The organism is Pseudomonas sp. S34 (genome assembly GCF_009866745.1).
GTDB lineage: Bacteria > Pseudomonadota > Gammaproteobacteria > Pseudomonadales > Pseudomonadaceae > Aquipseudomonas > Aquipseudomonas jessenii.
Window position 1 is genome coordinate 4887322 of record NZ_CP019398.1, and the last position, 21576, is coordinate 4908897.

General features: G+C 59.0%; 21 protein-coding genes. 8 read left to right on the forward strand and 13 right to left on the reverse strand.

Annotation, left to right across the window (positions count from 1 at the left end; genetic code table 11):
• Positions 1-53 precede the first annotated feature (53 nt).
• Positions 54-1406: a GntP family permease gene (locus PspS34_RS21780; protein ID WP_015096544.1), complete on the reverse strand. Its 1353-nt coding sequence runs from the start codon at positions 1404-1406 to the stop codon at positions 54-56.
• 81 nt (positions 1407-1487) lie between these two features.
• On the reverse strand, positions 1488-2021 hold the full coding sequence (locus PspS34_RS21785) for a gluconokinase (RefSeq protein ID WP_090457379.1): 534 nt from the start codon (positions 2019-2021) through the stop codon (positions 1488-1490).
• Between the two features lie 215 nt (positions 2022-2236).
• Here PspS34_RS21785 and PspS34_RS21790 point away from each other — a divergent pair, with 215 nt between their 5' ends.
• Entirely contained in the window at positions 2237-3268 is a 1032-nt protein-coding gene (locus PspS34_RS21790; protein WP_154860401.1) for a LacI family DNA-binding transcriptional regulator, read from the forward strand.
• Positions 3269-3458: 190 nt separating this feature from the next.
• Here the strand turns inward: PspS34_RS21790 and PspS34_RS21795 are convergent, their stop codons facing one another.
• Positions 3459-3707, reverse strand: a complete 249-nt coding sequence (locus tag PspS34_RS21795) for a DUF6124 family protein (RefSeq protein ID WP_057713571.1) — start codon at positions 3705-3707, stop codon at positions 3459-3461.
• A 440-nt stretch (positions 3708-4147) separates the two neighbouring features.
• On the opposite strand from PspS34_RS21795, the gene PspS34_RS21800 reads away from it, so the two are divergent.
• A complete protein-coding gene (locus PspS34_RS21800) occupies positions 4148-4786 on the forward strand; it encodes a glutathione S-transferase (RefSeq protein WP_154860402.1) in 639 nt (212 codons plus the stop codon).
• 229 nt (positions 4787-5015) lie between these two features.
• On the opposite strand, the gene PspS34_RS21805 is transcribed toward PspS34_RS21800, so the two are convergent.
• The 5 genes from PspS34_RS21805 to PspS34_RS21825 all read right to left on the reverse strand — a co-directional run bounded on the left by PspS34_RS21805 (position 5016) and on the right by PspS34_RS21825 (position 10536).
• A complete protein-coding gene (locus tag PspS34_RS21805; protein ID WP_154860404.1) occupies positions 5016-6335 on the reverse strand; it encodes a PAS domain-containing methyl-accepting chemotaxis protein in 1320 nt (439 codons plus the stop codon).
• Positions 6336-6964: 629 nt separating this feature from the next.
• Positions 6965-7978 (reverse strand): ABC transporter substrate-binding protein, encoded by a 1014-nt coding sequence (locus PspS34_RS21810; protein ID WP_154860405.1) that lies wholly within the window; start codon positions 7976-7978, stop codon positions 6965-6967.
• Positions 7975-8523 carry a sigma-70 family RNA polymerase sigma factor gene (locus PspS34_RS21815; RefSeq protein WP_154860406.1) on the reverse strand — a complete coding sequence of 183 codons (549 nt, stop codon included), beginning with the start codon at positions 8521-8523 and terminating at the stop codon, positions 7975-7977. Before PspS34_RS21815 ends, PspS34_RS21810 begins: the two co-directional genes overlap by 4 nt.
• Before the next feature lie 139 nt (positions 8524-8662).
• Positions 8663-9454, reverse strand: coding sequence for a PhnD/SsuA/transferrin family substrate-binding protein (locus PspS34_RS21820; RefSeq protein WP_154860407.1), 792 nt, complete (start codon positions 9452-9454; stop codon positions 8663-8665).
• Between the two features lie 140 nt (positions 9455-9594).
• On the reverse strand, positions 9595-10536 hold the full coding sequence (locus tag PspS34_RS21825; protein ID WP_154860408.1) for a fatty acid desaturase: 942 nt from the start codon (positions 10534-10536) through the stop codon (positions 9595-9597).
• A gap of 328 nt (positions 10537-10864) precedes the next feature.
• Between PspS34_RS21825 and PspS34_RS21830 the strand changes: the two genes are divergently transcribed.
• The gene (locus PspS34_RS21830; RefSeq protein WP_150813271.1) at positions 10865-11284 is read left to right on the forward strand and encodes a GNAT family N-acetyltransferase; all 420 of its coding nucleotides are present in this window, start codon (positions 10865-10867) and stop codon (positions 11282-11284) included.
• 123 nt (positions 11285-11407) lie between these two features.
• Here the strand turns inward: PspS34_RS21830 and def are convergent, their stop codons facing one another.
• A complete protein-coding gene (gene def, locus PspS34_RS21835) occupies positions 11408-11947 on the reverse strand; it encodes a peptide deformylase (RefSeq protein ID WP_150813272.1) in 540 nt (179 codons plus the stop codon).
• A gap of 2 nt (positions 11948-11949) precedes the next feature.
• Positions 11950-12909 carry a YihY/virulence factor BrkB family protein gene (locus tag PspS34_RS21840; RefSeq protein ID WP_057713563.1) on the reverse strand — a complete coding sequence of 320 codons (960 nt, stop codon included), beginning with the start codon at positions 12907-12909 and terminating at the stop codon, positions 11950-11952.
• Between the two features lie 355 nt (positions 12910-13264).
• On the opposite strand from PspS34_RS21840, the gene PspS34_RS21845 reads away from it, so the two are divergent.
• The gene (locus tag PspS34_RS21845) at positions 13265-13642 is read left to right on the forward strand and encodes a hypothetical protein (protein WP_057713562.1); all 378 of its coding nucleotides are present in this window, start codon (positions 13265-13267) and stop codon (positions 13640-13642) included.
• Between the two features lie 227 nt (positions 13643-13869).
• Here PspS34_RS21845 and fadD1 read toward each other — a convergent pair whose 3' ends face one another.
• The gene (gene fadD1, locus PspS34_RS21850; protein WP_090457395.1) at positions 13870-15570 is read right to left on the reverse strand and encodes a long-chain-fatty-acid--CoA ligase FadD1; all 1701 of its coding nucleotides are present in this window, start codon (positions 15568-15570) and stop codon (positions 13870-13872) included.
• A gap of 379 nt (positions 15571-15949) precedes the next feature.
• On the reverse strand, positions 15950-17638 hold the full coding sequence (gene fadD2 / locus PspS34_RS21855; protein ID WP_154860409.1) for a long-chain-fatty-acid--CoA ligase FadD2: 1689 nt from the start codon (positions 17636-17638) through the stop codon (positions 15950-15952).
• A 246-nt stretch (positions 17639-17884) separates the two neighbouring features.
• Here fadD2 and PspS34_RS21860 point away from each other — a divergent pair, with 246 nt between their 5' ends.
• Both PspS34_RS21860 and PspS34_RS21865 read left to right on the forward strand, forming a co-directional pair.
• A complete protein-coding gene (locus PspS34_RS21860; protein WP_057713559.1) occupies positions 17885-18829 on the forward strand; it encodes an alpha/beta hydrolase in 945 nt (314 codons plus the stop codon).
• Between the two features lie 44 nt (positions 18830-18873).
• Complete coding sequence (locus PspS34_RS21865) at positions 18874-19344, forward strand: MaoC family dehydratase (protein ID WP_007995982.1); 471 nt, start codon at positions 18874-18876, stop codon at positions 19342-19344.
• Positions 19345-19467: 123 nt separating this feature from the next.
• Here the strand turns inward: PspS34_RS21865 and PspS34_RS21870 are convergent, their stop codons facing one another.
• Positions 19468-19935, reverse strand: a complete 468-nt coding sequence (locus PspS34_RS21870; protein WP_057713558.1) for a PA2169 family four-helix-bundle protein — start codon at positions 19933-19935, stop codon at positions 19468-19470.
• 203 nt (positions 19936-20138) lie between these two features.
• Between PspS34_RS21870 and PspS34_RS21875 the strand changes: the two genes are divergently transcribed.
• On the forward strand, positions 20139-20375 hold the full coding sequence (locus tag PspS34_RS21875; protein WP_003227425.1) for a DUF3820 family protein: 237 nt from the start codon (positions 20139-20141) through the stop codon (positions 20373-20375).
• Between the two features lie 19 nt (positions 20376-20394).
• The gene (locus PspS34_RS21880; RefSeq protein ID WP_150813277.1) at positions 20395-21576 is read left to right on the forward strand and encodes an aminotransferase class V-fold PLP-dependent enzyme; all 1182 of its coding nucleotides are present in this window, start codon (positions 20395-20397) and stop codon (positions 21574-21576) included.

Here is a 21576-nt window from a genome sequence, read left to right on the forward strand (position 1 = left end):
ATCACCCACAAAAAAACCGCATCGCTGCGGTTTTTTTGTGTCTGTCGAATCGCTTAGACGAACAGCGACAACAACAGGATAAAGCCCAGGCCAACCACGGAGAGGATGGTTTCCATCGCGGTCCAGGTCTTGAAGGTTTCGGCCACGGTCATGTTGAAGTACTGCTTCACCAACCAGAAACCGGCGTCGTTGACGTGGGACAGGATCAGGGAGCCTGCACCGGTGGCCAGCACCAGCAGCTCACGGTTCACACCCGGAATCATCCCCACCACCGGCACCACGATGCCGGCGCCAGTGATGGTCGCCACGGTCGCTGAACCGGTCGCGATACGAATCACCGCCGCCACCAGCCAGGCCAGCAGGATCGGCGAGATCTGTGCGTTCACCGCCATGTGGCCGATCACGTCACCCACGCCGCTGGTCACCAGCATCTGCTTGAAGCCACCACCGGCACCGATGATCAGGATGATCGCGGCGGTCGGCGCGAGGCTGGCATCCAGCCATTTCATCATTTGGCTGGAACCGATGCCCTGCTTGTAGCCGAAGGTATACAGCGACAGCAGCAACGCCAGCAGCAACGCCGAAATCGGGTGACCGATCAGGTCCATGAAAGCGCGGAAGATGTTGCCATCGGGCAGCACCACGTCGGCAAACGTCTTGAGCAGCATCAGGAACACCGGCAGCAGCACGGTCACCAGCGTGATGCCAAAGCTCGGCAGATCGGCCGAATCCGATTCCCGCGCCAGTTGATCCACGAGCTCCTGGTTCGGATGACCGGGAATGTGCTTGGCAATGAACGTACCGAAGATCGGGCCAGCGATGATGGCGGTTGGCAACGCAACGATCAGGCCGTACAGAATGGTTTTACCGATGTCGGCACCGAACACGCCAATGGCCAGCAGCGGACCCGGGTGCGGCGGCACCAGGCCGTGTACGGCGGACAGACCGGCCAGCAGCGGGATACCGATCTTGATGATCGACACGCCGGTGCGACGGGCCACGATGAACACCAGCGGAATCAGCAGCACGAAGCCGATTTCGAAGAACAGCGGAATGCCGACCAGGAACGCGGCGAACATCATCGCCCACTGCACCTTGTCCTTGCCGAAGGCGCGGATCAACGTCTGCGCAATCTGATCCGCACCGCCTGATTCGGCCATCATTTTGCCGAGCATCGTACCCAGCGCCAGGATGATGCCGACGAAACCAAGCACGCCACCGAAGCCGTCCTGGAACGCCTTGATGATGGTGCCGATCGGCATGCCGGAGGTCAGCCCGAGGAAGGCGGCGGCGATGATCAGTGCGAGGAATGGGTGCAACTTGAACTTGGTGATCAGGACGATAAGCCCGATCACCGTGACCACTGCATCGAGCAGCAGGAACGTCTCGTGGGACATGCCAAACATTAGGGGTGTCTCCTGGTTGTTGTTGTTATTAAAGCGGGTTGATCAGAAGTCGTGAGGACAGCGCTGTCTTTGCGAGCACAGTCATACCGCCTGTTTCAGGCCGTTCGCCTGCCACCAGGCATGAGCCTGCGCCGCCAGTTGCTCGACGCTATAGGTCGAAGCATCCAGCGCCAGGGTCAATGGCTCGCCGACGGGCGATTCGAGGGTCGCGAACTGGCTGTCGATCAGGGTCGACGGCATGAAGTGGCCCGGCCGATGGGAGACACGGTCGGCGGCGACTTCGGGGGTCAACTCAAGGAACACAAAGCCCAGGCCCGGCAAGGCACTGCGCAGACGTTCACGATAGACGTGCTTGAGAGCCGAACAGGTCAGCACCGGGCGCTGGCCCTTGGCGTCGACACGGCGCAGTTCATCGCACAGGCTGTCGAGCCAGCCGGCACGGTCTTCATCGTTCAGGGGAATCCCCGCGCTCATCTTTTCGATATTGGCGGCAGGGTGAAAAGAGTCGCCTTCAATGGCAGTGGCGCCGCTCAAATGGCACAGGGCCTCGCTGACGCACGTCTTGCCGCAACCGGCAACGCCCATGATGACCAGGGCGGTGATGGGATGATTCATGTAACACCTCAGCGCGCAGACAGCGCTACCTTTGCCAGTTATGACACTAGACCAAAAGCAGAAGTTGCCGACGCCTTTCTTGTCATTTTATGGGTTGCAGCAGGTTAGGTCCCAACACCAAAAAGCAAGGATCAGGCGAACCCTCGCTCACGCATTTGCAGCTGCATCGAGACAGCGCTACCTTAGTACCTTGAATTTTGTTTGGCAAGCCGTCGATGAACACAACCAAGAACGATAAAAATACTCGCACCACTGGCCGCCCTACCCTGAACGAAGTTGCCCGACTGGCCGGCGTCAGCCCGATCACCGCCTCCCGCGCCTTGCGTGGCGTCAGCACCGTGGCCACTGAACTTGTGGAAAAGGTGCAGAAAGCGGCGCTGGAACTCAACTATGTGGTCAACCCTGCTGCCCGCGCCTTGGCCTCGGCCCAGAGCCAGTCAGTCGTGGTGCTGGTGCCGTCGCTGTCCAACCTGCTGTTCATTGACACCCTGGAAGCCATTCATCGGGTTTTGCGCCCCAAGGGCTTCGAAGTGCTGATCGGCAACTTCCATTATTCGCGCGATGAAGAAGAAAACCTGCTGCGCAACTACATGGCCTATCAACCGCGCGGCCTATTGCTGACGGGTTTCGACCGCACCGAAAGTTCGCGGCGGATGATCGAAGCCAGCAATATTCCTTGCGTGTACATGATGGAACTGGACAGCGCCGCCGGGCTCAATTGCGTTGGCTTTTCGCAACTGGCGGCCGGCGAAACGGCTGCCGAACACTTGCTGTCCCGCGGCCGCAAGCGCCTGGCCTACATCGGCGCGCAGCTGGACCAGCGCACCTTGTTGCGCGGCGAAGGCTTCCGCAAAGCCCTGCAAAAGGCCGGTCGGTATGACCCGGACCTGGAAGTGCTGACGCCCCGCTCCTCCTCCGTCGGCCTCGGTGGTGAGTTGTTCCTGCAACTGCTGGCCAGTCATCCGGACGTCGATGCGATCTTCTTCGGCAACGACGACCTGGCCCAGGGCGCCCTGCTCGAAGCCATGCGCAACAAGATCAAGATTCCCGAACAGGTGGCGATCCTCGGCTTCAACGACTTGCCCATGTCCGAACACATGGTCCCGCGCCTGAGCAGCATCAACACCCCCCGCGAAGCCATCGGCCGTCGCGCGGCGGAGCAGATGCTCACGCTGATGGCCGGCAATACCGTGGCCAAACCGGTGCAGGACATGGGGTTTGAGTTGAAGGTGCGCGAAAGCACGTAAGCACGACACACCCGCAGTGAAGTCAGATTTTGTGGCGAGGGGGCTTGCCCCCGTTGGGTTGCGAAGCAGCCCCAAAAACAGACGCCGCAGTCATACAGGTAAAACCCGTGAACTGGGTTACGACTGCTCCGCAGCCGAACGGGGGCAAGCCCCCTCGCCACAGGGAAAGCCTCTCGCCCCCGCTCAGTGTTCAATCCTGCGGATCGAGGTTATCCAGTACCCGATTCACCGCCAGCTCGGCCAGCATGATGATCTGTGCAATCGCCAGCGCCGTGTTGCGATGGCTGCCTTCCAGAAAAGCAGCGAAGTCATTGGTCATGACACTCGCCGAGGCCAGTGATTCACAGGCGTGCGCCAACAGCGTTTCGTTGTTGATGCCAGGCGAGATGGAGAACATGGGGCTGGGATTGCGTGGGGGGTTGGGCGTGGGTTTGAACATGGCAATGCTCCTAGAGTGATGGAGCTGCCACGATTCGCTGCGATACGAAGGGGTGGCAGCTGTACGCGGGTCGCAGACCGGGACTCTAGAACCCGGTAGACCCGAAGGTCTCCCACGCACAGCCGCCATAACGTGATTCGATCACGAACGGTGGACGCTATGCGTCTAGAGATACCCGGGCTGCGAAACCCGATCGCTGAATTTGCAGCGACACGGAACAATACGAGTCCGGATACCAGGCGCACAAGTCGGCGGATTCTGGCGTAGTCGTAGGTAATTCCGCAAGAAATCACTGACTGCGGAAATCCTCTGATACCCCTTGCCTACGGACCATTCCTACAGGTTTACGTCTGGTCCTGCGGATCCTGCAGACTTGATGTCAGCCGTCGGCAGGCACACTATGAATTCCCGACGCCATGATTCGCTGACGGAGTAGCAAAATGGAACATGCACTGAAGATTCTCGGCAAAGCCTCGTCCATCAACGTCCGAAAAGTGCTGTGGACTTGCGAGGAGCTGGGTATTGCCTACGAACGCGAGGACTGGGGCAGTGGTTTCGCGTCCACCCACAGCCCCGAGTTCCTGCGCTTCAATCCCAACGCACAGGTTCCGGTGATCATCGATGAAGCCGGCGTGTTGTGGGAATCCAATACCATCTGCCGCTATCTGGCTGGCAAACACCACCACCATCACAGCGAGTTGCTGCCCATCGAACCGGCCGCCCGCGCTCGGGTGGAGCAGTGGATGGACTGGCAAGCCACCGAGCTCAATCCGTCCTGGAGATACCCGTTCATGGCACTGGTGCGCAAGGACCCTGAATTCCAGGACCCGCATAGCCTTGAAGTCGGCATCCGTAGCTGGAACCAGAAAATGGGCATCCTCGAACATCAACTCGCAACCACCAAGGCGTATGTCGCCGGACCACACTTTACCTTGGCCGACGTTGTCATCGGTTTGTCGGTCAATCGCTGGCTGATGACGCCGATCGACCGGCCTGACTACCCCACCGTCGATGAATATTTCCAGCGCCTGGCGCAGCGTCCGGGTTTCCTCAAGCACGGCTGCAACGGCTTGCCTTGAGGAGCCGCAAAATGCCGCGCTGTTTTTTGTAGGAGCGAGCTTGCTCGCGAAGGACCTGAGAACACCGCGTTCAACCAGCTTTCACGCGTTATCGTTGACGTCCATCGCGAGCAGGCTCGCTCCTACAGTGGGTCGGCGTTTTTTGTAGGAGCGAGCTCGCTCGCGATGGATGCAAGAGCGCCGCGTATATCCAGAAAACACGCGTTATCGACCATCGCAGTTACCGCGACTAGTTCAATTGCAATGTCGAGTTGAACTGACTGATCGCATCCACCACATGCCGCGAGCCCTGCTGGATTTCCAGAATCACCTCCCCTGCCTCGTTCGCCAATTCAACTCCGAGGCCGGTTCGACTCAGACTCGATTGCATGCTCGACACCGCGCTGAGCGACAAATCGTGGTTCTTGCGCACCACCTCGACAATCTCCAGCGTCGCCTGACTGGTGCGCGCCGCAAGGCTACGCACTTCATCGGCTACCACCGCAAACCCGCGCCCGTGCTCTCCGGCACGGGCCGCTTCGATCGCCGCGTTGAGCGCCAGCAGGTTGGTCTGATCGGCAATGCCGCGAATGGTCTGCACGATGGTGCCGATGATGTCGGACTGTTTGCTCACGGCGTCGATGCTCAGAGCCGCCTCGTTCAAGTCCCGGGAAATGTCCTGGATGATCTGCACCGTCTGCTGCACCACCTCGGACCCCTTGCGCGCGCAGACGTCGTTTTGTACCGAAGTGCTGTGGGCCGATTCTGCGGCGGTTTGCAGGGTGGTCATCTGGTGGGTGATATCGCTGGCGAACTTGACCACCTTGTACAACCGCCCCTTGGCGTCGAACAACGGGTTGTAGGAGGCTTCCAGGAATACCGTCTGACCTTGCTTGTTCCTGCGCTCGAAACGATGGGAGTGATATTCGCCGCGGTTGAGCGAAGCCCAGAAATTCCGGTAACCCTGGGACTCGGCTTCGGCACGGTGGCAGAACAGGCTGTGATGCTGCCCCACCACTTCGTTGAGCGAGTACTGCATGGTTTTCAGGAAGTTCTCGTTGGCGGTGATGACCTTGCCTTCGGGTGTGAATTCGATCACGGCCATCGAGCGGCCGATCGCGGCGAGCCTGCTTTCGTTTTCGTGTTCCTTGTTGATCCGTGCGGTGATGTCGGTGGCCACCTTGATCACACTTTTCACCTGCCGGTCGGGGCCCAACACCGGCATGTAACTGGCTTCGAGCCAGATCTCCCGGCCACTCTTGTGCAAGCGCAAAAAGGTCCCGCTCAGCGGCTCGCCCCGCGCCAGGTCACGCCATAACTTGGCGTACTCATCGCTGCGGTAATACTGTTCTTCACAAAAGACCCGGTGATGTTTGCCGCGCACTTCGTCAGCGCTGTAGCCCACGGCATTGCAAAAGTTTTCGTTGGCATCGATGACGATGCCGTCCGGAGTGAATTCAATCATCGCCATCGAATGACTGATCGCCGCCAACTTGGCATTAGCCTCAGTCAGCGCGCAGCTGAACCGTTCAATTTCCAGCAGGTCGGCCTTGTGATGTAGGTTGAACATTGTCGTATCACCTTCCGCGCGGTTTTTTGATTGATGAACGTTGCAGGTTTTTCAAATCCACCACTACGCTCCGTGGAACAGGCACACGCATCCCTCCAAAAAGAAGGACTAGTCAGGTGATAAATGATGTTCAATCGGAGGGTCCTTACAGCGACACGCTCATCAAGACATCCTTCTCTTGATAGCCCGCATGCGGGCCAGCCCTAACAGATTCACAACAAATTCCATTTAGCGGACAGCTCCTTGCCATCAAGTGTTGGTGCCTTCGATTGCGCACTCTTGCGACCAGACATCGACCACCTCATGAGGGTCGATATAGTTAGTTACACCTGATCATAGACAGCAACCTCGGGCTTGCAAGGCCACTAGTCTGCCACTATTGAGGACAAAATCGGTTCAGCGGCTTGTCGAGGGGGGAAATACTCGGAGAACAAGACAGATCAGCGGTCGGTAGTGAGCGCGGCGCTGGCTGCCGAATTGGCTTAAGGCTGTAGACCATTCGCGAGCAAGCCCGCTCCCACAGGGGATCGGCGGTGACCACAGGTTTTGTGGAAATCACAGATTCAATGTGGGAGCGGGCTTGCTCGCGAATGGTTGCAGCTCAAACACTGCAGAACTTTCAGAACAAACTACAAGCTGGCACTTACCTTGGTGGCCACCTCTCCCGGCACCCACCCCTTCCATACCTGCGGCTGCTCACGCAAAAACGCTTCGGCGACTTCCCGCGGTTTTTGCCGTTTTTCACTCATCTGGCCCAAGGTCTGGTTCAACAGATCAATCGGCAAATCGACCTTTTCAAAGAACGTCACCAGGTCCGGGTATTGCGCCTTGAACGGTGCCGATACGCCAATGGCCAGGCTGGCTGGCATCGAGCGCGTGCCTTTGGGGTTCGGGTTGTTGGCATCGGCCAGGGTTTTCCAGGCTTCGGCATCGAATGGTGGTTCATCGAGTTTGACCAGTTTGAACCGCCCCAACAGCGGTGTCGGCGACCAGTAGTAGAACAGCACCGGTTTGCCACGGCGGATCGACGACGCCACCTCGGCATCCAGTGCGGCACCAGACCCCGTGCGGAAGTTGACGTAGCTGGCGGTCAGGTCATAGGCCTTGAGTTTCTGGCTGTTGACGATTTCCGAAGTCCAGCCGGTCGGGCTGTTGAGGAAGCGTCCGCGGCTCGGGTCTTCGGGGTCACGGAACACGTCCTTGTACTTCGCCAGGTCGGCAACGGATTTCAGCTCCGGGGCCAAGGGCTTGATGCCGCGCTCCGGATCACCCTTGATCACGTACTCCGGCACCCACCAGCCTTCGGTGGCGCCTTTGACCGTATCGCCAAGGCCGAACACCTTGCCCTCCGCCGCCGCCTTGACCCAGGCAGGGCTGCGTCCGGCCCACTCTTCACCGATGACCTGGATGTCGTTTTTGGCCAGCGCTGCTTCAAGGCTGACGGTGCTGCCCGGCAGCGTGTCGGTCGGATAGCCGTAACCTTTTTCAACGATCAGGCGCAGGATTTCGGTGATAAGGCTGCCACTTTCCCAAGTGATGTCACCAAAGTGAATAGGTGCCGCTTTTTCCGTGGCCGATGCCGGGTGGGACAACAGGCTCAGGACCAGCAACGAACTGCCGAGCAGGGTTTTGATCGATCTCATGCGGACCTCTTGTTCTGGAGGGGACGGTTCAGGGATTGGTTGGCGCTGTGCCGGTCGCACAGGGCCTGGGAGCGGGTCATGTAGTCGCTGACGGAACGCAGGGAGATGCCCAGCGCAGCGGCAATTTGCGGATAGGTCAGGCCGTCGATCCGTGACAACAGGAAGGTCGAGCGGACTTTGCCGGGTAGCCGCTGAAGAGTGCGATCCACACGGGTCAGGGTCTGGGACACCTGGGCCAGTTCTTCCGGCGATTGGGCGTGGATCGACTCGGTCTGTTGCAGTTGTTGAAGGTACTGGCGCTCCAGGTCACCTCGACGCCAACGCTGATAGAGCAGGCGCTGGGCGATGGTGGTGAGCAACGCACGGGGTTCACGGATTGCCGTCAGGCCAGGGGCCTGCAGCAGTTGCACGAAGGTTTCGCAGGCAATGTCTTCGACAGCGGCGGCATCGTTCAGGGACTGACGCAGGCGTGTGCAGAGCCAGAGGTAGTGGGCGCGGAACAATCCGTCCACCTGTTTGCGATGAAGAATATCGGCGCCGGACATAGGGGCTCCTGGGTTAGGGGTCGCTGAATGTCCGGTGGTCCGGTGAGGCGAATCCTAGCAAGGAGCCTTATTCATTAATAATATTTAAAGCTTATTTTTATATTCTCTAATGGAATTAAAAGGAACACCTGACAGGCCGCTATCGCAAATCCCCATACCCCAGCACCTCGGCCTCACGCTGGTAGTCGAGCACAATCTGATAGTCGCTTTCGTTGGTGGGCAGTACCTCTGGCAAACCGAGGGTTTGGGCAACCTCCGGCAGCTCGCGCAACGCCAGGTTCATCACCTGCAGGAGCTCCTCAGCCCGCTCATCCGTGACCGTCGCGGCAGTAATGAACGGTAAGGCAGGACTGAGCGCGCTGCGGGCAATAACGCGCAAACCGGCCACTTCTTCTGCGGCGTGGCGTGCCAGATAGGCAAAGGTCACGCTGTCGATGGCCGCCAGATCGGCAAGGTTTTCGCGTAACCAGCGCAGGCTTTCGCGATGGCTACCGCTGATCCCGACCTGAGAGAAAAACCGCCCGTCACGTTGCAACGACGCCAACTGGTGGCGCAGCAGATTCATGCCGCTGTTGGAGTCCTGGCCATTGATCACGCCTCGGCTGTCGCGAAACTCCGGCAGGGTTCGCCGTGCATCTTCGATGCGTCCCAGAATCAGGCTGCAATGATTGCCGCCACTGCTGTCCGGCAGTTCATAACGAGGCCGCCCCAGCACCCGGACCTTGCCGCGCAATGCTGTCATCAGCGGATAGCCGCAGGTTTGGGTGAGCAACAATTGCGGCGACAACCACAAGTCCAGCAGTGACAGGCCTTCGGCATCCCGGCGGGTGTCGCCCAGGTGCTCGAGGATTCGCGCCAGCCAGCGTTCGTTGGCCTGGTGGATGGGTTCGGGGGCGGTGTACATCAGCAGTTCGGCGAAGTGTTGGGTCATCGAAACAGTCCCATGCGGCAAATTTCCAATGTGGGAGCGGGCTTGCTCGCGAATGCGGCGTGTCAGTCGACTCAGATGTCGGATGTCCAATCGCATTCGCGAGCAAGCCCGCTCCCACAGGGGATGGTGTTGTTAGCAAATCAGTAAAACGGATGCCTCGGGCTGTCGATGGCTTTGACTCCATGTTCACGCCACAACTGCCCATAACCCCGCACCAGAAACCCGCCGCTACGCGCCAGCCATTGCTCGCGGCGGGCCCTGTAGGCGCGGGGCAAGTCGTACCAGGGCAACCCCGGCAACTCGTGGTGCACCAGATGAAAATTGAGGTTCAGGAACAGCCAGCGCCACGGCCACGCCGCTTCATTGAGCACCGTGCGCTGCTCCGGCGCGGCATGAGGTCGATGTTCATAGTAGGAGCGAATCATGGCGATCGACAGCGCCGGCACACTGATCAAAAACAGGTAATGCCAAACCGGCAACAGGCTGAAGTTCGCGATGAACAGCAGCATCAACCCGGTCAGCAAGCCGTGACTCAACCACATCAGCCAAGCCTGGCGCTCGCCTGCCCTGAGGCGTTGCAGCTCTTCACGGGCCAATGCCAGCAAGGCCAGCGGTGCCCCCAGGGAAAAACGACCGAGCACGGTTTTGTTCAGCCAGTGCAGGCTGCGCACCAGCGGTGAACTGCCCTGCCACTGCCCGGCGCTCAAGTAACGGCTTTCCGGATCGCGACCGGGGATCGTCAGGTCCTCGTCGCGGTGATGCTGCAAATGGCTGTCGCGATACAGGGTGTACGGATACCAGACGGCAAACGGCGCGTAGCCAAGGATTTTGTTCAGGGTTGGCCAGCGCGTGGGATGACCGTGCAGCAGTTCGTGTTGCACGGATAACCACAGCACCAGCAATGGAGTCAGCAACAGCGTGCTCCACCATAAACCCAATCGATGGCTGTTCAACGCGATGCCAAACCAGCCGCCATACACACCGATCAACAGCAACCAGGTCGGCCATTCGCTGCGCGCGGTGAAACGTCGGCGCAGGGTTTCGATTTCTTCTTGGTGGGCGCTATCAAAGTAATGGGGCATGGCGTTGCTCAGATCGGGGACCAGTCCCCTTCTGTGCAATGGCCTTGGGAAATCTTGCAGATTATTTTCAGGAGGATCGCTCCCATGTTGCATGGGAGCGATCAATCAACGCGGATCAGTGACCGAATACGCCAACTTTTTTGGCCTTCTTGTCCGCGCGCTTTTCAATGGCGGTTTTCACCGGTTTCTTTTTCGTCGATTTCTTTGAATCCATACCTTTGGACATGATGCGTACTCCACTCATGGGGATGTGAGATCAGGTATACACCTATCCCGGCGCGCGCGTTCTTTTATAATCGCCCGCTTTGCCTACCGACAGTCCAAAACCATGCCCGAGACCCGATACACCCTGCTCGACGAGCCTTTATGGCCATTGATGAACAAGTTCTACCGCGCTCACCAATCGTCGATGAAAGCCGTGCGCGACGCGCAGTTGTGGGTGGCCCGACGTGACCAGATAGTTGCCGCGCTGTGTTTGCGTCCGGTGTCCGGCGGGCATTGGCTGACCGGGTTGTTTGTCGATCCGGCCTGTCGCGAACAAGGACTTGCCGCCGGGTTGATTGCGGCAGCGGTGAAGGATTGCGAACAGCCGGTGTGGTTGTTCTGTCATCCGGATTTGCGGGGGTTTTATGAGCGGCGCGGGTTTACTTTCGATCCGCCGATGCCTTACGCGATGGTTGAACGGTTGAGCCGATACGCGCGTAGCAAGCCGATGATTGCGATGGGTTTGGCGCCTGCTCAAGCCTGATGAAGGTCAAATGTGGGAGCGGGCTTGCTCGCGAAGGCGGTGGGTCAGTCAATTCAGGTGTTGAATATCAAGCCGTCTTCGCGAGCAAGCCCGCTCCCACATTGGTTTTGTGGTGGATTTGGGTCAGTCGTCCGCGTTGGGGTCCAGGTCCGGGAACATCACCTCGGTGAAGCCAAACTTGCTGAAGTCGGTGATGCGCGACGGGTATAGGCGGCCGATCAGGTGATCGCATTCATGCTGTACCACCCGTGCGTGGAAGCCCGAGGCAAAACGCACGATGGGCTCCCCCTTGGGGTCTACGCCTTCGTAGCGAATCTGTTGGTAACGCTGCACCGCGCCACGCAGGCCAGGCACGGACAAACAGCCTTCGAAGCCCTCTTCCAGGATCGGGCTCAGCGGTGTGATCAACGGGTTGATCAGGATCGTCTGCGGCACGGCCTCGGCATCCGGATAACGCTCGCTGTGCTCGAAACCGAAGATCACCAGTTGCAGGTCGACGCCGATCTGCGGAGCAGCCAGGCCAACGCCCCCCACGCTTTCCATGGTCTGGAACATGTCATCGATCAGCTGCCACAGCTCGGGGCTGTCAAACATTTCGGCCGGCACTGGCGGGGCAATGCGCAGCAGGCGCTCATCGCCCATTTTCAGAATTTCACGAATCATGATCAGGTTTCGTCAATGGTCGGTTTCGGTTGTGAGTGATCGCGGCCCAGCCCCGACACGTGGTGCTTTTCCTCATGGACGGGACCATGCTCGCCAGCCACTTTTTCGCCAGGGTCCTTGCCCTCTCGTGACATGTGCTCGATCACGGCATTCATCTCCGCGCCCAGCAGCAGCACCGCGGCGGAAATGTAGAAGTACAGCAACAGCACGATAATCGCACCGATACTGCCATACATGGCGTTGTAGTTGGCGAACTCCTTGACGTACAAACCGAATCCCAGGGACGCGATGATCCATACCACCACCGCCAGCACCGAGCCTGGGGTGATGAAGCGGAATTCCTGTTTGACGTCGGGCATGACGTAGTAGATCAACGCCACCGCGACCATCAGCAGAATCACGATCACCGGCCAGCGCGCGATGGTCCAGAGGGTGACGATGAAGTACTCAAGGCCGACTTGCGCAGCGATCCAGCTCATCACCTGCGGTCCGAGCACCATCAGCGCTGCGGCGATCAGCAGCATGCCGGCAATGCCGACGGTGTAGATGATCGACAACGGAAAGCGTTTCCACAGCGGGCGCCCTTCAACCACGTCGTAAGCTGCGTTCATCGCGCTCATCATCAGCCGCACACCGGCGGAGGCGGTATACAGCGCAATCACGATACCCACTGACAGCAGCCCCCCCTTGGACTGCTGAAGCTGGTCGATCACCGGGTTGACCTGCTCCAGCGCCTGTGGCGGCAATACGAGTTCCGATTGCAGGCGCAGCCAGGAGAAAAAGTCGGGCAGATGCAGGAAGCCGATCAGGGCGATCAGAAACAGAATGAACGGAAACAGCGAAAAGAGCATTTGATAGGCCAACGCCGAGGCATAGGTCGACATCTCGTCGGCGATGAACTCGGTGACCGTGCGCATCATCACACGGTGCAGGGGCAAGCCTCTCATGTCCGGGAAAATCATTAGCGTCTCCATTCGCCGCATACGGATTTGGGGTGAAGTCGTGGCGACTCAGGGGCTGTTTTCTTTCATCAAGGTAGCCCAGTTGGCGACTTTGAAACAAATTCGGCGTGCAAGTTCAGGCTGACACAAAAACGGCCATCTGAAGATGGCCGCGTCTTCTTTTCATTAAAGACATTTCAATGCAGGAAAGTCGTTACACAAGGTTGACCGGGGGCTTTTGCAGGGAGTTTCATTTATTTTCACCACGACATTTCATCGTTCAGTGCAGGTTGCGCTTTATGTTTGCGGGCCAACCCTTGAGAATGCGCAACACATTCAGGCCTTGGCGCTGAAGATCCAATCCCGTAGGAACGTTATGAAACTCGATAAAAAGCAGGCCATTGCCCGCAGAAACCAGGAACTCGGCGGTGCTGTGCTTGGCGTCAACAACTGCCACTTCACCGAATTGAACCGCAACCGCAATATCTGGTGGTTCGACATCCCGGTATCGCGCCTGGCCGTGGGTCAGTACGAGTGGATTCACCTGCTGATGCACACACCGGACACCGACGAACTGCTGCACCTGAAAGTGCCGACCGTGTTCCTGCGTGAGAAGCTCGAAGGCCTGGTGGTGCGCAATGAAGGCAAGCGCAAGGCGGCATTGAGCCTGGAACTGAGCGCCGACAAGGACTCCTTCCTGCAGGACATGCGCCCGGCAGGCACCAACGTCAACTTCGCGCCGTTTCGCTTGTAGGAGCGAGCCTGCTCGCGATGGACGTAAACGATAACGCGGGGTGCCTGGATGCCCGCGTTGTCTGTACCTTTTTCGCGAGCAAGCCCGCTCCCACATTTGACCGCATTCCTCCTGGAAGAACCGGATCAAATGTGGGAGCGGGCTTGCTCGCGAAGACGCCCTGACAGCCAAAGAAGATTTACCTGTCAATAACAAAAAAGCCCCGCATTTGCGGGGCTTTTTGTTGATTACGCGGTGGCTTTCTTCGCGTTGATCTTCTTCAGCTCTTCATCGCGCAATTCACGACGCAGGATCTTGCCGACGTTGGTGGTCGGCAGTGCATCGCGAAACTCCACGGAGCGCGGGACCTTGTAGCCGGTGACGTTGGCGCGCATGTGCTCCATCACCTGTTCCTTGGTCAGGGTCACGCCCGGCTTGGCAACGATGAAAATCTTGATCGCCTCGCCCGACTTTTCGTCCGGCACACCGATGGCCGCGCATTGCAGCACGCCCGGCAGAGTGGCCAGCACGTCTTCGAGCTCGTTCGGGTACACGTTGAAACCGGACACCAGGATCATGTCTTTCTTGCGATCGACAATGCGCATGAAGCCATCGGGCTGGATCAGTGCGATGTCGCCGGTCTTCAACCAGCCTTCGCTGTCGAGGATTTCATCCGTGGCTTCCTGGCGCTGCCAGTAGCCTTTCATGACCTGCGGCCCCTTCACGCACAGCTCGCCGATTTCGCCCAGCGGCTGCTCGACACCGGCATCATTGATGATTTTGCACAGGGTCGACGGTACCGGAATGCCAATGGTGCCGACCTGGATGTGCTGGATCGGGTTCACCGTCGCCACCGGGCTGGTTTCGGTCATGCCGTAGCCTTCGCAGATGGCGCAACCGGTCACCGCTTTCCAGCGTTCGGCCGCGGCCAGTTGCAGGGCCATGCCCCCCGACAAGGTGACTTTCAGCGCGGAGAAGTCCAGCTTGCGGAAGCCTTCGTTGTTGCACAGGGCCACGAACAGCGTGTTCAGGCCAACGAAGCCGCTGAACTTCCACTTCGACAGTTCCTTGACCATCGCCGGCAGATCGCGCGGGTTGCTGATCAGGATGTTGTGGTTGCCCGCCAGCATCATTGCCATGCAGTGAAAGGTGAACGCATAGATGTGGTACAGCGGCAGCGGCGTGATCAGGATCTCGCAACCTTCATTGAGGTTGGAGCCCATCAGCGCCTTGCACTGCAGCATGTTCGCCACCAGGTTGCGGTGGGTCAGCATCGCGCCCTTGGCCACGCCGGTGGTGCCGCCGGTGTATTGCAGTACCGCGACGTCACCACTGGCCGGGTTGGCTTCCGCCACTGGCTGGCCCAGGCCTTTGCTCAGCACGTCGTTGAACTTGACGGCCTTGGGCAAGTGATAGGCCGGCACCATCTTCTTCACGTACTTGATGACGCTGTTGATCAGCAGACGCTTGAGTGGCGGCAGCAGGTCGGCGACTTCGGTGACGATCACGTGCTTGACGCCGGTTTTCGGCACCACGGTTTCCGCCAGGTGCGCCATATTGGCCAGGCAGACCAGGGCCTTGGCACCGGAGTCGTTGAATTGGTGTTCCATTTCCCGCGCAGTGTAGAGCGGGTTGGTGTTGACCACGATCAGCCCGGCGCGGATTGCACCGAAGACGGCTACCGGGTACTGCAACACGTTGGGCAGTTGCACGGCGATTCGATCGCCGGGTTGCAAATCGGTATGCTGTTGCAGGTAAGCGGCAAACGCACCGGACAATTCGTACAGCTCACCGTAGGTGAGTGTCTTGCCCAGGTTGCTGAATGCCGGCTTGTTGGCGAAGCGTTGGCAGGATTGCTTCAACACTGCCTGAATATTCGGATACTCGTCGGGATTGATGTCGGCAGCAATCCCAGCTGGGTACTTATCCTTCCAAAAGTCTTCGATCATGGAAGCCCACTCCTCAGCAACGCGAATTCAGCACCGCATTTGATGCGATTATTATTGGTGTTTGGTCATTGGTGAATCTGGCTGATAGAAGGCCGAGAAGTCACAAAGCGCGCCGAGAGTAGCAGCTTTGCCAAGGGTCGACTAGAGCCAAAAGCGGCCTCTACGGTCACATTTGTGACTCAAGACTAGCGATTGGTCATTTTAGAGCAAAAATTCTATACACCTCTGAAAGCCCCGAAATCCGGGGCTTTCGCTTAAACCTGTAGGAGCGAGCTTGCTCGCGAAAAACGTCCGGGCAACGCGATTATTCAGACAGCGCGCGTTATCTTGACGTCCATCGCGAGCTAGCTCGCTCCTACAAGGATCGGCCATTCACCGATCAGGCGATATCACGCAACTCCCGTCGCAGGATCTTGCCCACCGGCGTCATCGGCAGGGACTCCCGCAGCACGATGTGCTTGGGTACCTTGTACGCCGTGAAGTTCTCCTTGCAATAAGCCTTCAGCTCTTCAAGGCTGACCCCTGCTTCACGGGCCACCACAAACAGCTTCACCGCCTCCCCCGACCGCTCGTCGGGCACACCGATGACCGCACAGTTGGCGACATTCGGGTGAGCCATCACGACGTCTTCGATTTCGTTCGGGTACACATTGAAGCCCGAAACAATGATCATGTCCTTCTTGCGGTCAACGATGCGCACGAAGCCATCCGGGTCGATCACCGCAATGTCACCGGACTTGAACCAACCCTCGGCATCCAGCACCTCGGCCGTGGCATCAGGTTTCTGCCAGTAGCCCTTCATGATCTGCGGGCCCTTGATGCACAGCTCGCCGCGTTCGCCCAACGGTTGTTCGACACCGTCATCATTGATGACTTTCAGCGTGGTGCCTGGCACCGGCAGGCCGACCGTGCCGATCCGCGACTGGTCGCCATAGGGGTTGGTGCAGGCCACCGGCGAAGTTTCGGTCAGGCCGTAACCTTCGGTGATGCGGCAACCGGTCAGTTGTTCCCAACGCTCGGCGGTGGCCTTGACCAGCGCAGTGCCGCCGGAGTTGGTGAGCTTGAGGCTGGAGAAGTCCAGGGTCTTGAAGTCCGGATGATCCATCAGCGCAACGAACAATGTGTTCAGCCCCAGCAACGCCGAGAACCGCCAGTTCTTCAGTTCCTTGATGAAGCCGGCGATGTCCCGTGGGTTGGTGATCAACACGTTGTGGTTGCCCGTCACCATCATGCACATGCAGTTCGCTGTGAAGGCATAGATGTGGTACAGCGGCAGCGGCGCGATCATCACTTCCTGGCCTTCGCGCAGCAGCGGTTGCCCGTCGCTGGCCGACTGGCTGAGGCAGGCCCGTGCCTGCTGCATGTTCGCCACCAGGTTGCCGTGGGTCAGCATCGCGCCCTTGGCCAGGCCCGTGGTGCCGCCGGTGTATTGCAGCACGGCGATGTCGTCGAGGCCGACCTTCAACGGCTTGATGCCCAGGCCACGGCCCATGCGCAGCGCACTCTTGAAGGAAACGGCCTGGGGCAAGGAATAGTCCGGGACCATCTTCTTGACCTTGCTCACCACCGTGTTGACCAGCCACCCCTTGGCGGTGGGCATCAGGTCGCCCATCTTCGCTTCGATCAGGTACTGGATATCGGTGTCGGAGAGTACTTCCTGGACTTTCTGCCCGAACATGTTCAGGTACACCAGCGCCCGGGCACCGGAGTCCTTGAACTGATGGCGCATTTCCCGCGCGGTATACAGCGGATTGGTGTTGACCACGATCAACCCGGCGCGCAAGGCACCGAACACGGCAATCGGGTAATGCAGGACGTTGGGCATCTGCACCGCGATGCGGTCCCCCGCCACCAGGTCGGTGTGGGCTTGCAGGTAGCCGGCGAAGGCAGCGCTCTGGCGCTCCAGCTCGGCGTAGGTCAGGGTCACGCCCATGTTGCTGAACGCCGGGCGGTCAGCAAACTTCTTGCAGGAACGCTCGAACACCTCGATCACCGACTTGTAGGCTCCCAGATCGATATCCAGGGGTACACCGGCCGGGCGTTTGTCATTCCAGAAATCAGGTTGCATTGTTCTTGTCCTCTTTGACCTGAATCTATCCGGGGCCACTTTTCTGTCATTTTTCAAAAAAAATGCAAAAAGCGGAGCTTCACGGACACTAGCAGTTATGACGTAGCAGGCAAATATGCCCACGGCCGTCATTGACCGTATGAATCTTCTTGCCGTGGCGTAGGCTGATCAGACGCCCGGCCAAGGATGCGCTATAAACTGCAACGAGCTGTTTGCGACCAGGCAGCCTCATGCAAAGGAACCGCCATGATCCATGACACTTTCTGGCTGACCACGAGCGACCACAGCCGCCTCTTCGTCAACCAGTGGCTACCCGAGGGCAGCCTCAAGGCAATGATTCTGCTGGCCCACGGCATGGCCGAACACAGCGGTCGCTATGGCCCCCTTGCGCAAAAGCTCTGTGACCAGGGCTATGGCGTGTGTGCGCCGGACCTGCGTGGACATGGCAAAACTGCCGAAAACGGGACACTCGGGCATTTCGCCGATGACGATGGCTGGTGCAAGGTCGTGAGCGACCTGGCCAGCCTCAACCAGCACATCGGCCAGCAGCACCCTGGCGTCCCGATCGTGCTGCTCGGTCACAGCATGGGCAGTTACATCGCCCAGGCCTATCTGCTGCACCACAGTGCCAGCCTGCACGGGGCAATCCTCAGCGGCTCGAACTTCCAGCCTGTGGCGCTTTATCGCGCGGCACGGCAAATCGCCCGTCTCGAACGACTGCGCCAGGGCCGCACAGGACGCAGCGCATTGATCGAATGGCTGTCGTTCGGCTCGTTCAACAACAAATTCAAGCCGGCACGCACACCGTTCGACTGGCTCAGCCGTGATCCGGCGCAGGTCGATCTGTACGTCAACGACCCGCTCTGCGGTTTCCGTTGCACCAATCAACTGTGGATCGACTTGCTCGGCGGCTTGCAGCAAATCAGCAAAGCGTCCAATCTCGCCCAGATCGACCCGGGCCTGCCGCTGCTGGTGATTGGCGGCGAATGTGATCCGGTGAGCGAAGGCAAACGTCTCAAGGATCTGGCCGACGCGCTGCGGGCGGCCGGCAGCCAGCACCTGCAACTGACCGTTTACCCACAGGCGCGGCACGAACTGTTCAACGAGAGCAACCGCGATGAAATCATCGCCGATGTGCTGAACTGGATCGCACAGGCCTTGAGCGCTCCTCGGCCGCACCGGTCCGAATAGATTTTTTTTGTGAATTTTTTAATTCGTCACAGGAATTGAGACAGATGACCCAGGTTACCAACACCCCTTACGAAGCCCTCGAAGTCGGCCAGACCGCCAGTTTCAGCAAGACGGTCGAAGAGCGCGACATCCAGCTGTTCGCTGCGATGTCCGGCGACCACAACCCGGTACACCTGGATGCCGAATACGCCGCCAGCACCATGTTCAAGGAGCGCATCGCCCACGGCATGTTCAGCGGCGCGTTGATCAGCGCGGCGGTCGCCTGCGAGCTGCCTGGCCCGGGGACCATCTACATCGGCCAGCAAATGAGCTTTCAGAAACCGGTGAAGATCGGCGACACCCTGACCGTGCGCCTGGAAATCCTGGAAAAACTGCCGAAGTTTCGCGTGCGCATCGCCACTCGCGTGTTCAACCAGCGCGATGAACTGGTGGTGGATGGCGAGGCGGAAATCCTCGCGCCACGCAAGCAACAGAGTGTGACGTTGACCACACTGCCGGCAATCAGCATCGGCTGATTCACCGCATAATAATTGTGGGAGCGGGCTTGCTCGCGAAGGCGGCGTGTCAGTCACTATTAATGGCGACTGGCAGATCGCTTTCGCGAGCAAGCCCGCTCCCACAGGATCTACCGGTTTGGCTTACGAACGTGCACGCGCCTGGTTGCGCAGGGCCTTGACCTGATCGTGGTTACGCTGCACGCCGTGGTACTGACGCTCAACCAGGTCGCGAATGCCCACCAGATTGTGCTTGTTGATTTTCTCCATGGCGTCGCGGTAAGCCTTCAACGCATGGTCTTCACCGCGCTCGGCTTCATTGAGCACGGCCTCCTCGCCCTTGCCGGTGAACATCGACTTCACGTCGACCCAGCGACGGTGCAAGTCGCCGCTGACACTGGTGGAAGTTTCCGGATCGCCACCCAGTGAACGCACGGCAGACTGCAACTCCGCAGCGGCCGTACCACAATCGCTCGCACGATTGATGAACAGGGTTTTGAGTTCAGGGTGCTTGATGTCTTCAGCGCATGTCTTGAACCCGGCCTGACCGTCCTTGCTGGTTTCAATCAGGTCGTTGAGTACAGAAATCGCTTCTTTTTTGATGTCGGTCATTTTTCAATTCCTTACGACGGATGAACGGTGCAAGGAACGTTGCACTCTGCATGCCAGCTCGGAATTGTCTAACTATTCTTTACTTTTCAAATAGTTATCCATTATCAAAAAATCTGTATCCGTTTTATTTGCATGATCTGTCATTTGGCCTGCATGCAGAATGCCTGTATTTTCCAGACTGACTGAATCAAGACGACCGATCGATGAACCCTGAAAAGCTCGAACTGCTGATCACCCGTGAAATGCCTTTCGGCAAATACAAGGGTCGAATCATTGCCGACCTGCCCGGCCCTTACCTGAACTGGTTCGCCCGGGAGGGTTTCCCCCATGGCGAGTTGGGCGGCCTGCTGGCCCTGATGCAGGAGATCGATCACAACGGTTTGTCGGACTTGCTCGAACCGCTGCGCGCCAAACACGGCAAGCCGGCCCCGCGCCACTGAATCACCTACCGAGTACCCCATGCCCGACAACACCCGCCGCGCCCGTGATGAAGCTTTCTGGCGAACCTTTGCCGACCGCTACGATGTCGAACCCGGCCCGCTCAACCTGGAGAACGGTTACTTCGCACGCATGTCACGCACGGTGGTCGAGGAATACCAGCGCAACATCGAACTGATCAACCGCAGCAATTCGGTGTACGTGCGCCAGCGTTTCGAACAGGGCGACAGCCTGAAGATCCGCGCGCAACTGGCCAGGTTGATTGGCGTACCCGCCGACAGCATCGCCCTGACCCGTAACGCCTCGGAAGGTTTGCAGTCGCTGATCCGCAACTACAACCGGCTGCAGCCCGGCGACCAGGTACTGGTTTGCGATCTGGAATACGACACGGTCAAAGGCGCCATGCGTTGGCTGACGCGTAATCGCGGTGTCGAAGTGATCGAGATCGAACACGCACACCCGGCAACCTTCGACAGCTTGCTCAATACCTATCGGGAAGCCTTCGCGCGCTATCCGCGGCTGAAGCTGATGGCCCTGACCCACGTCACCCATCGCACGGGCCTGGTGATGCCGGTGCAGGCGATTGCAGCCGCTGCGAAGGAACAGGGCATCGACGTCATCCTCGACGGCGCCCATGCCCTCGGCCAGTTTGAATTCGACCTGACCGAGCTCGGTATCGCCTTCGCCGGCTTCAATCTGCACAAGTGGATCGGCGCACCGCTGACGCTCGGTTTTATCTACATCGCACCCGAACGCCTGGCCGACATCGACCCGGACATGGGCGAGATGCATTTTCCGCCCACTGACATTCGCGCCCGTACCTCGTACAGCACCCCCAACATCCCGGCGCTGATGACCCTGCCGCTGGTGCTCGAAGAACATTGGGCGATGGGCGGTGCCGCGGCCAAGGGCGCGCGGCTCAATTATCTGCGCAACCGCTGGGTCGCTGCGGCGCGGCAGTTGCCGGGCGTCGAAGTCCTGACCCCGGATGACCCACGCCTGTATTGCGGCATTACCTCAATGCGCTTTACCCGGCATGCCGACCAGCAAACCATGGTCGAGCGCCTGCTCAATGAATACAACCTGTTCACCGTGACCCGCAGTGGCGCGGCATGCGGTCCGTGCATCCGCATTACACCGGGGCTTACCACCACCGCGGCCGACATGGATGTGCTGGTCAGGGCGCTGACCGAACTGGGCTGA

Excerpts from the sequence above, each read along its gene's own strand:
- PspS34_RS21820 (WP_154860407.1), bottom strand. The coding sequence starts at position 9,454 with ATGACCCAACACTTCGCCGAACTGCTGATGTACACCGCCCCCGAACCC.
- PspS34_RS21790 (WP_154860401.1), top strand. The coding sequence starts at position 2,237 with ATGAACACAACCAAGAACGATAAAAATACTCGCACCACTGGCCGCCCT.
- PspS34_RS21830 (WP_150813271.1), top strand. The coding sequence starts at position 10,865 with ATGCCCGAGACCCGATACACCCTGCTCGACGAGCCTTTATGGCCATTG.
- PspS34_RS21840 (WP_057713563.1), bottom strand. The coding sequence starts at position 12,909 with ATGATTTTCCCGGACATGAGAGGCTTGCCCCTGCACCGTGTGATGATG.
- PspS34_RS21860 (WP_057713559.1), top strand. The coding sequence starts at position 17,885 with ATGATCCATGACACTTTCTGGCTGACCACGAGCGACCACAGCCGCCTC.
- PspS34_RS21845 (WP_057713562.1), top strand. The coding sequence starts at position 13,265 with ATGAAACTCGATAAAAAGCAGGCCATTGCCCGCAGAAACCAGGAACTC.
- PspS34_RS21795 (WP_057713571.1), bottom strand. The coding sequence starts at position 3,707 with ATGTTCAAACCCACGCCCAACCCCCCACGCAATCCCAGCCCCATGTTC.
- PspS34_RS21825 (WP_154860408.1), bottom strand. The coding sequence starts at position 10,536 with ATGCCCCATTACTTTGATAGCGCCCACCAAGAAGAAATCGAAACCCTG.
- def (WP_150813272.1), bottom strand. The coding sequence starts at position 11,947 with ATGATTCGTGAAATTCTGAAAATGGGCGATGAGCGCCTGCTGCGCATT.
- PspS34_RS21865 (WP_007995982.1), top strand. The coding sequence starts at position 18,874 with ATGACCCAGGTTACCAACACCCCTTACGAAGCCCTCGAAGTCGGCCAG.
- PspS34_RS21815 (WP_154860406.1), bottom strand. The coding sequence starts at position 8,523 with ATGTCCGGCGCCGATATTCTTCATCGCAAACAGGTGGACGGATTGTTC.
- PspS34_RS21880 (WP_150813277.1), top strand. The coding sequence starts at position 20,395 with ATGCCCGACAACACCCGCCGCGCCCGTGATGAAGCTTTCTGGCGAACC.
- PspS34_RS21810 (WP_154860405.1), bottom strand. The coding sequence starts at position 7,978 with ATGAGATCGATCAAAACCCTGCTCGGCAGTTCGTTGCTGGTCCTGAGC.
- PspS34_RS21800 (WP_154860402.1), top strand. The coding sequence starts at position 4,148 with ATGGAACATGCACTGAAGATTCTCGGCAAAGCCTCGTCCATCAACGTC.
- PspS34_RS21785 (WP_090457379.1), bottom strand. The coding sequence starts at position 2,021 with ATGAATCATCCCATCACCGCCCTGGTCATCATGGGCGTTGCCGGTTGC.
- fadD1 (WP_090457395.1), bottom strand. The coding sequence starts at position 15,570 with ATGATCGAAGACTTTTGGAAGGATAAGTACCCAGCTGGGATTGCTGCC.
- PspS34_RS21875 (WP_003227425.1), top strand. The coding sequence starts at position 20,139 with ATGAACCCTGAAAAGCTCGAACTGCTGATCACCCGTGAAATGCCTTTC.
- fadD2 (WP_154860409.1), bottom strand. The coding sequence starts at position 17,638 with ATGCAACCTGATTTCTGGAATGACAAACGCCCGGCCGGTGTACCCCTG.
- PspS34_RS21870 (WP_057713558.1), bottom strand. The coding sequence starts at position 19,935 with ATGACCGACATCAAAAAAGAAGCGATTTCTGTACTCAACGACCTGATT.
- PspS34_RS21805 (WP_154860404.1), bottom strand. The coding sequence starts at position 6,335 with ATGTTCAACCTACATCACAAGGCCGACCTGCTGGAAATTGAACGGTTC.
- PspS34_RS21780 (WP_015096544.1), bottom strand. The coding sequence starts at position 1,406 with ATGTTTGGCATGTCCCACGAGACGTTCCTGCTGCTCGATGCAGTGGTC.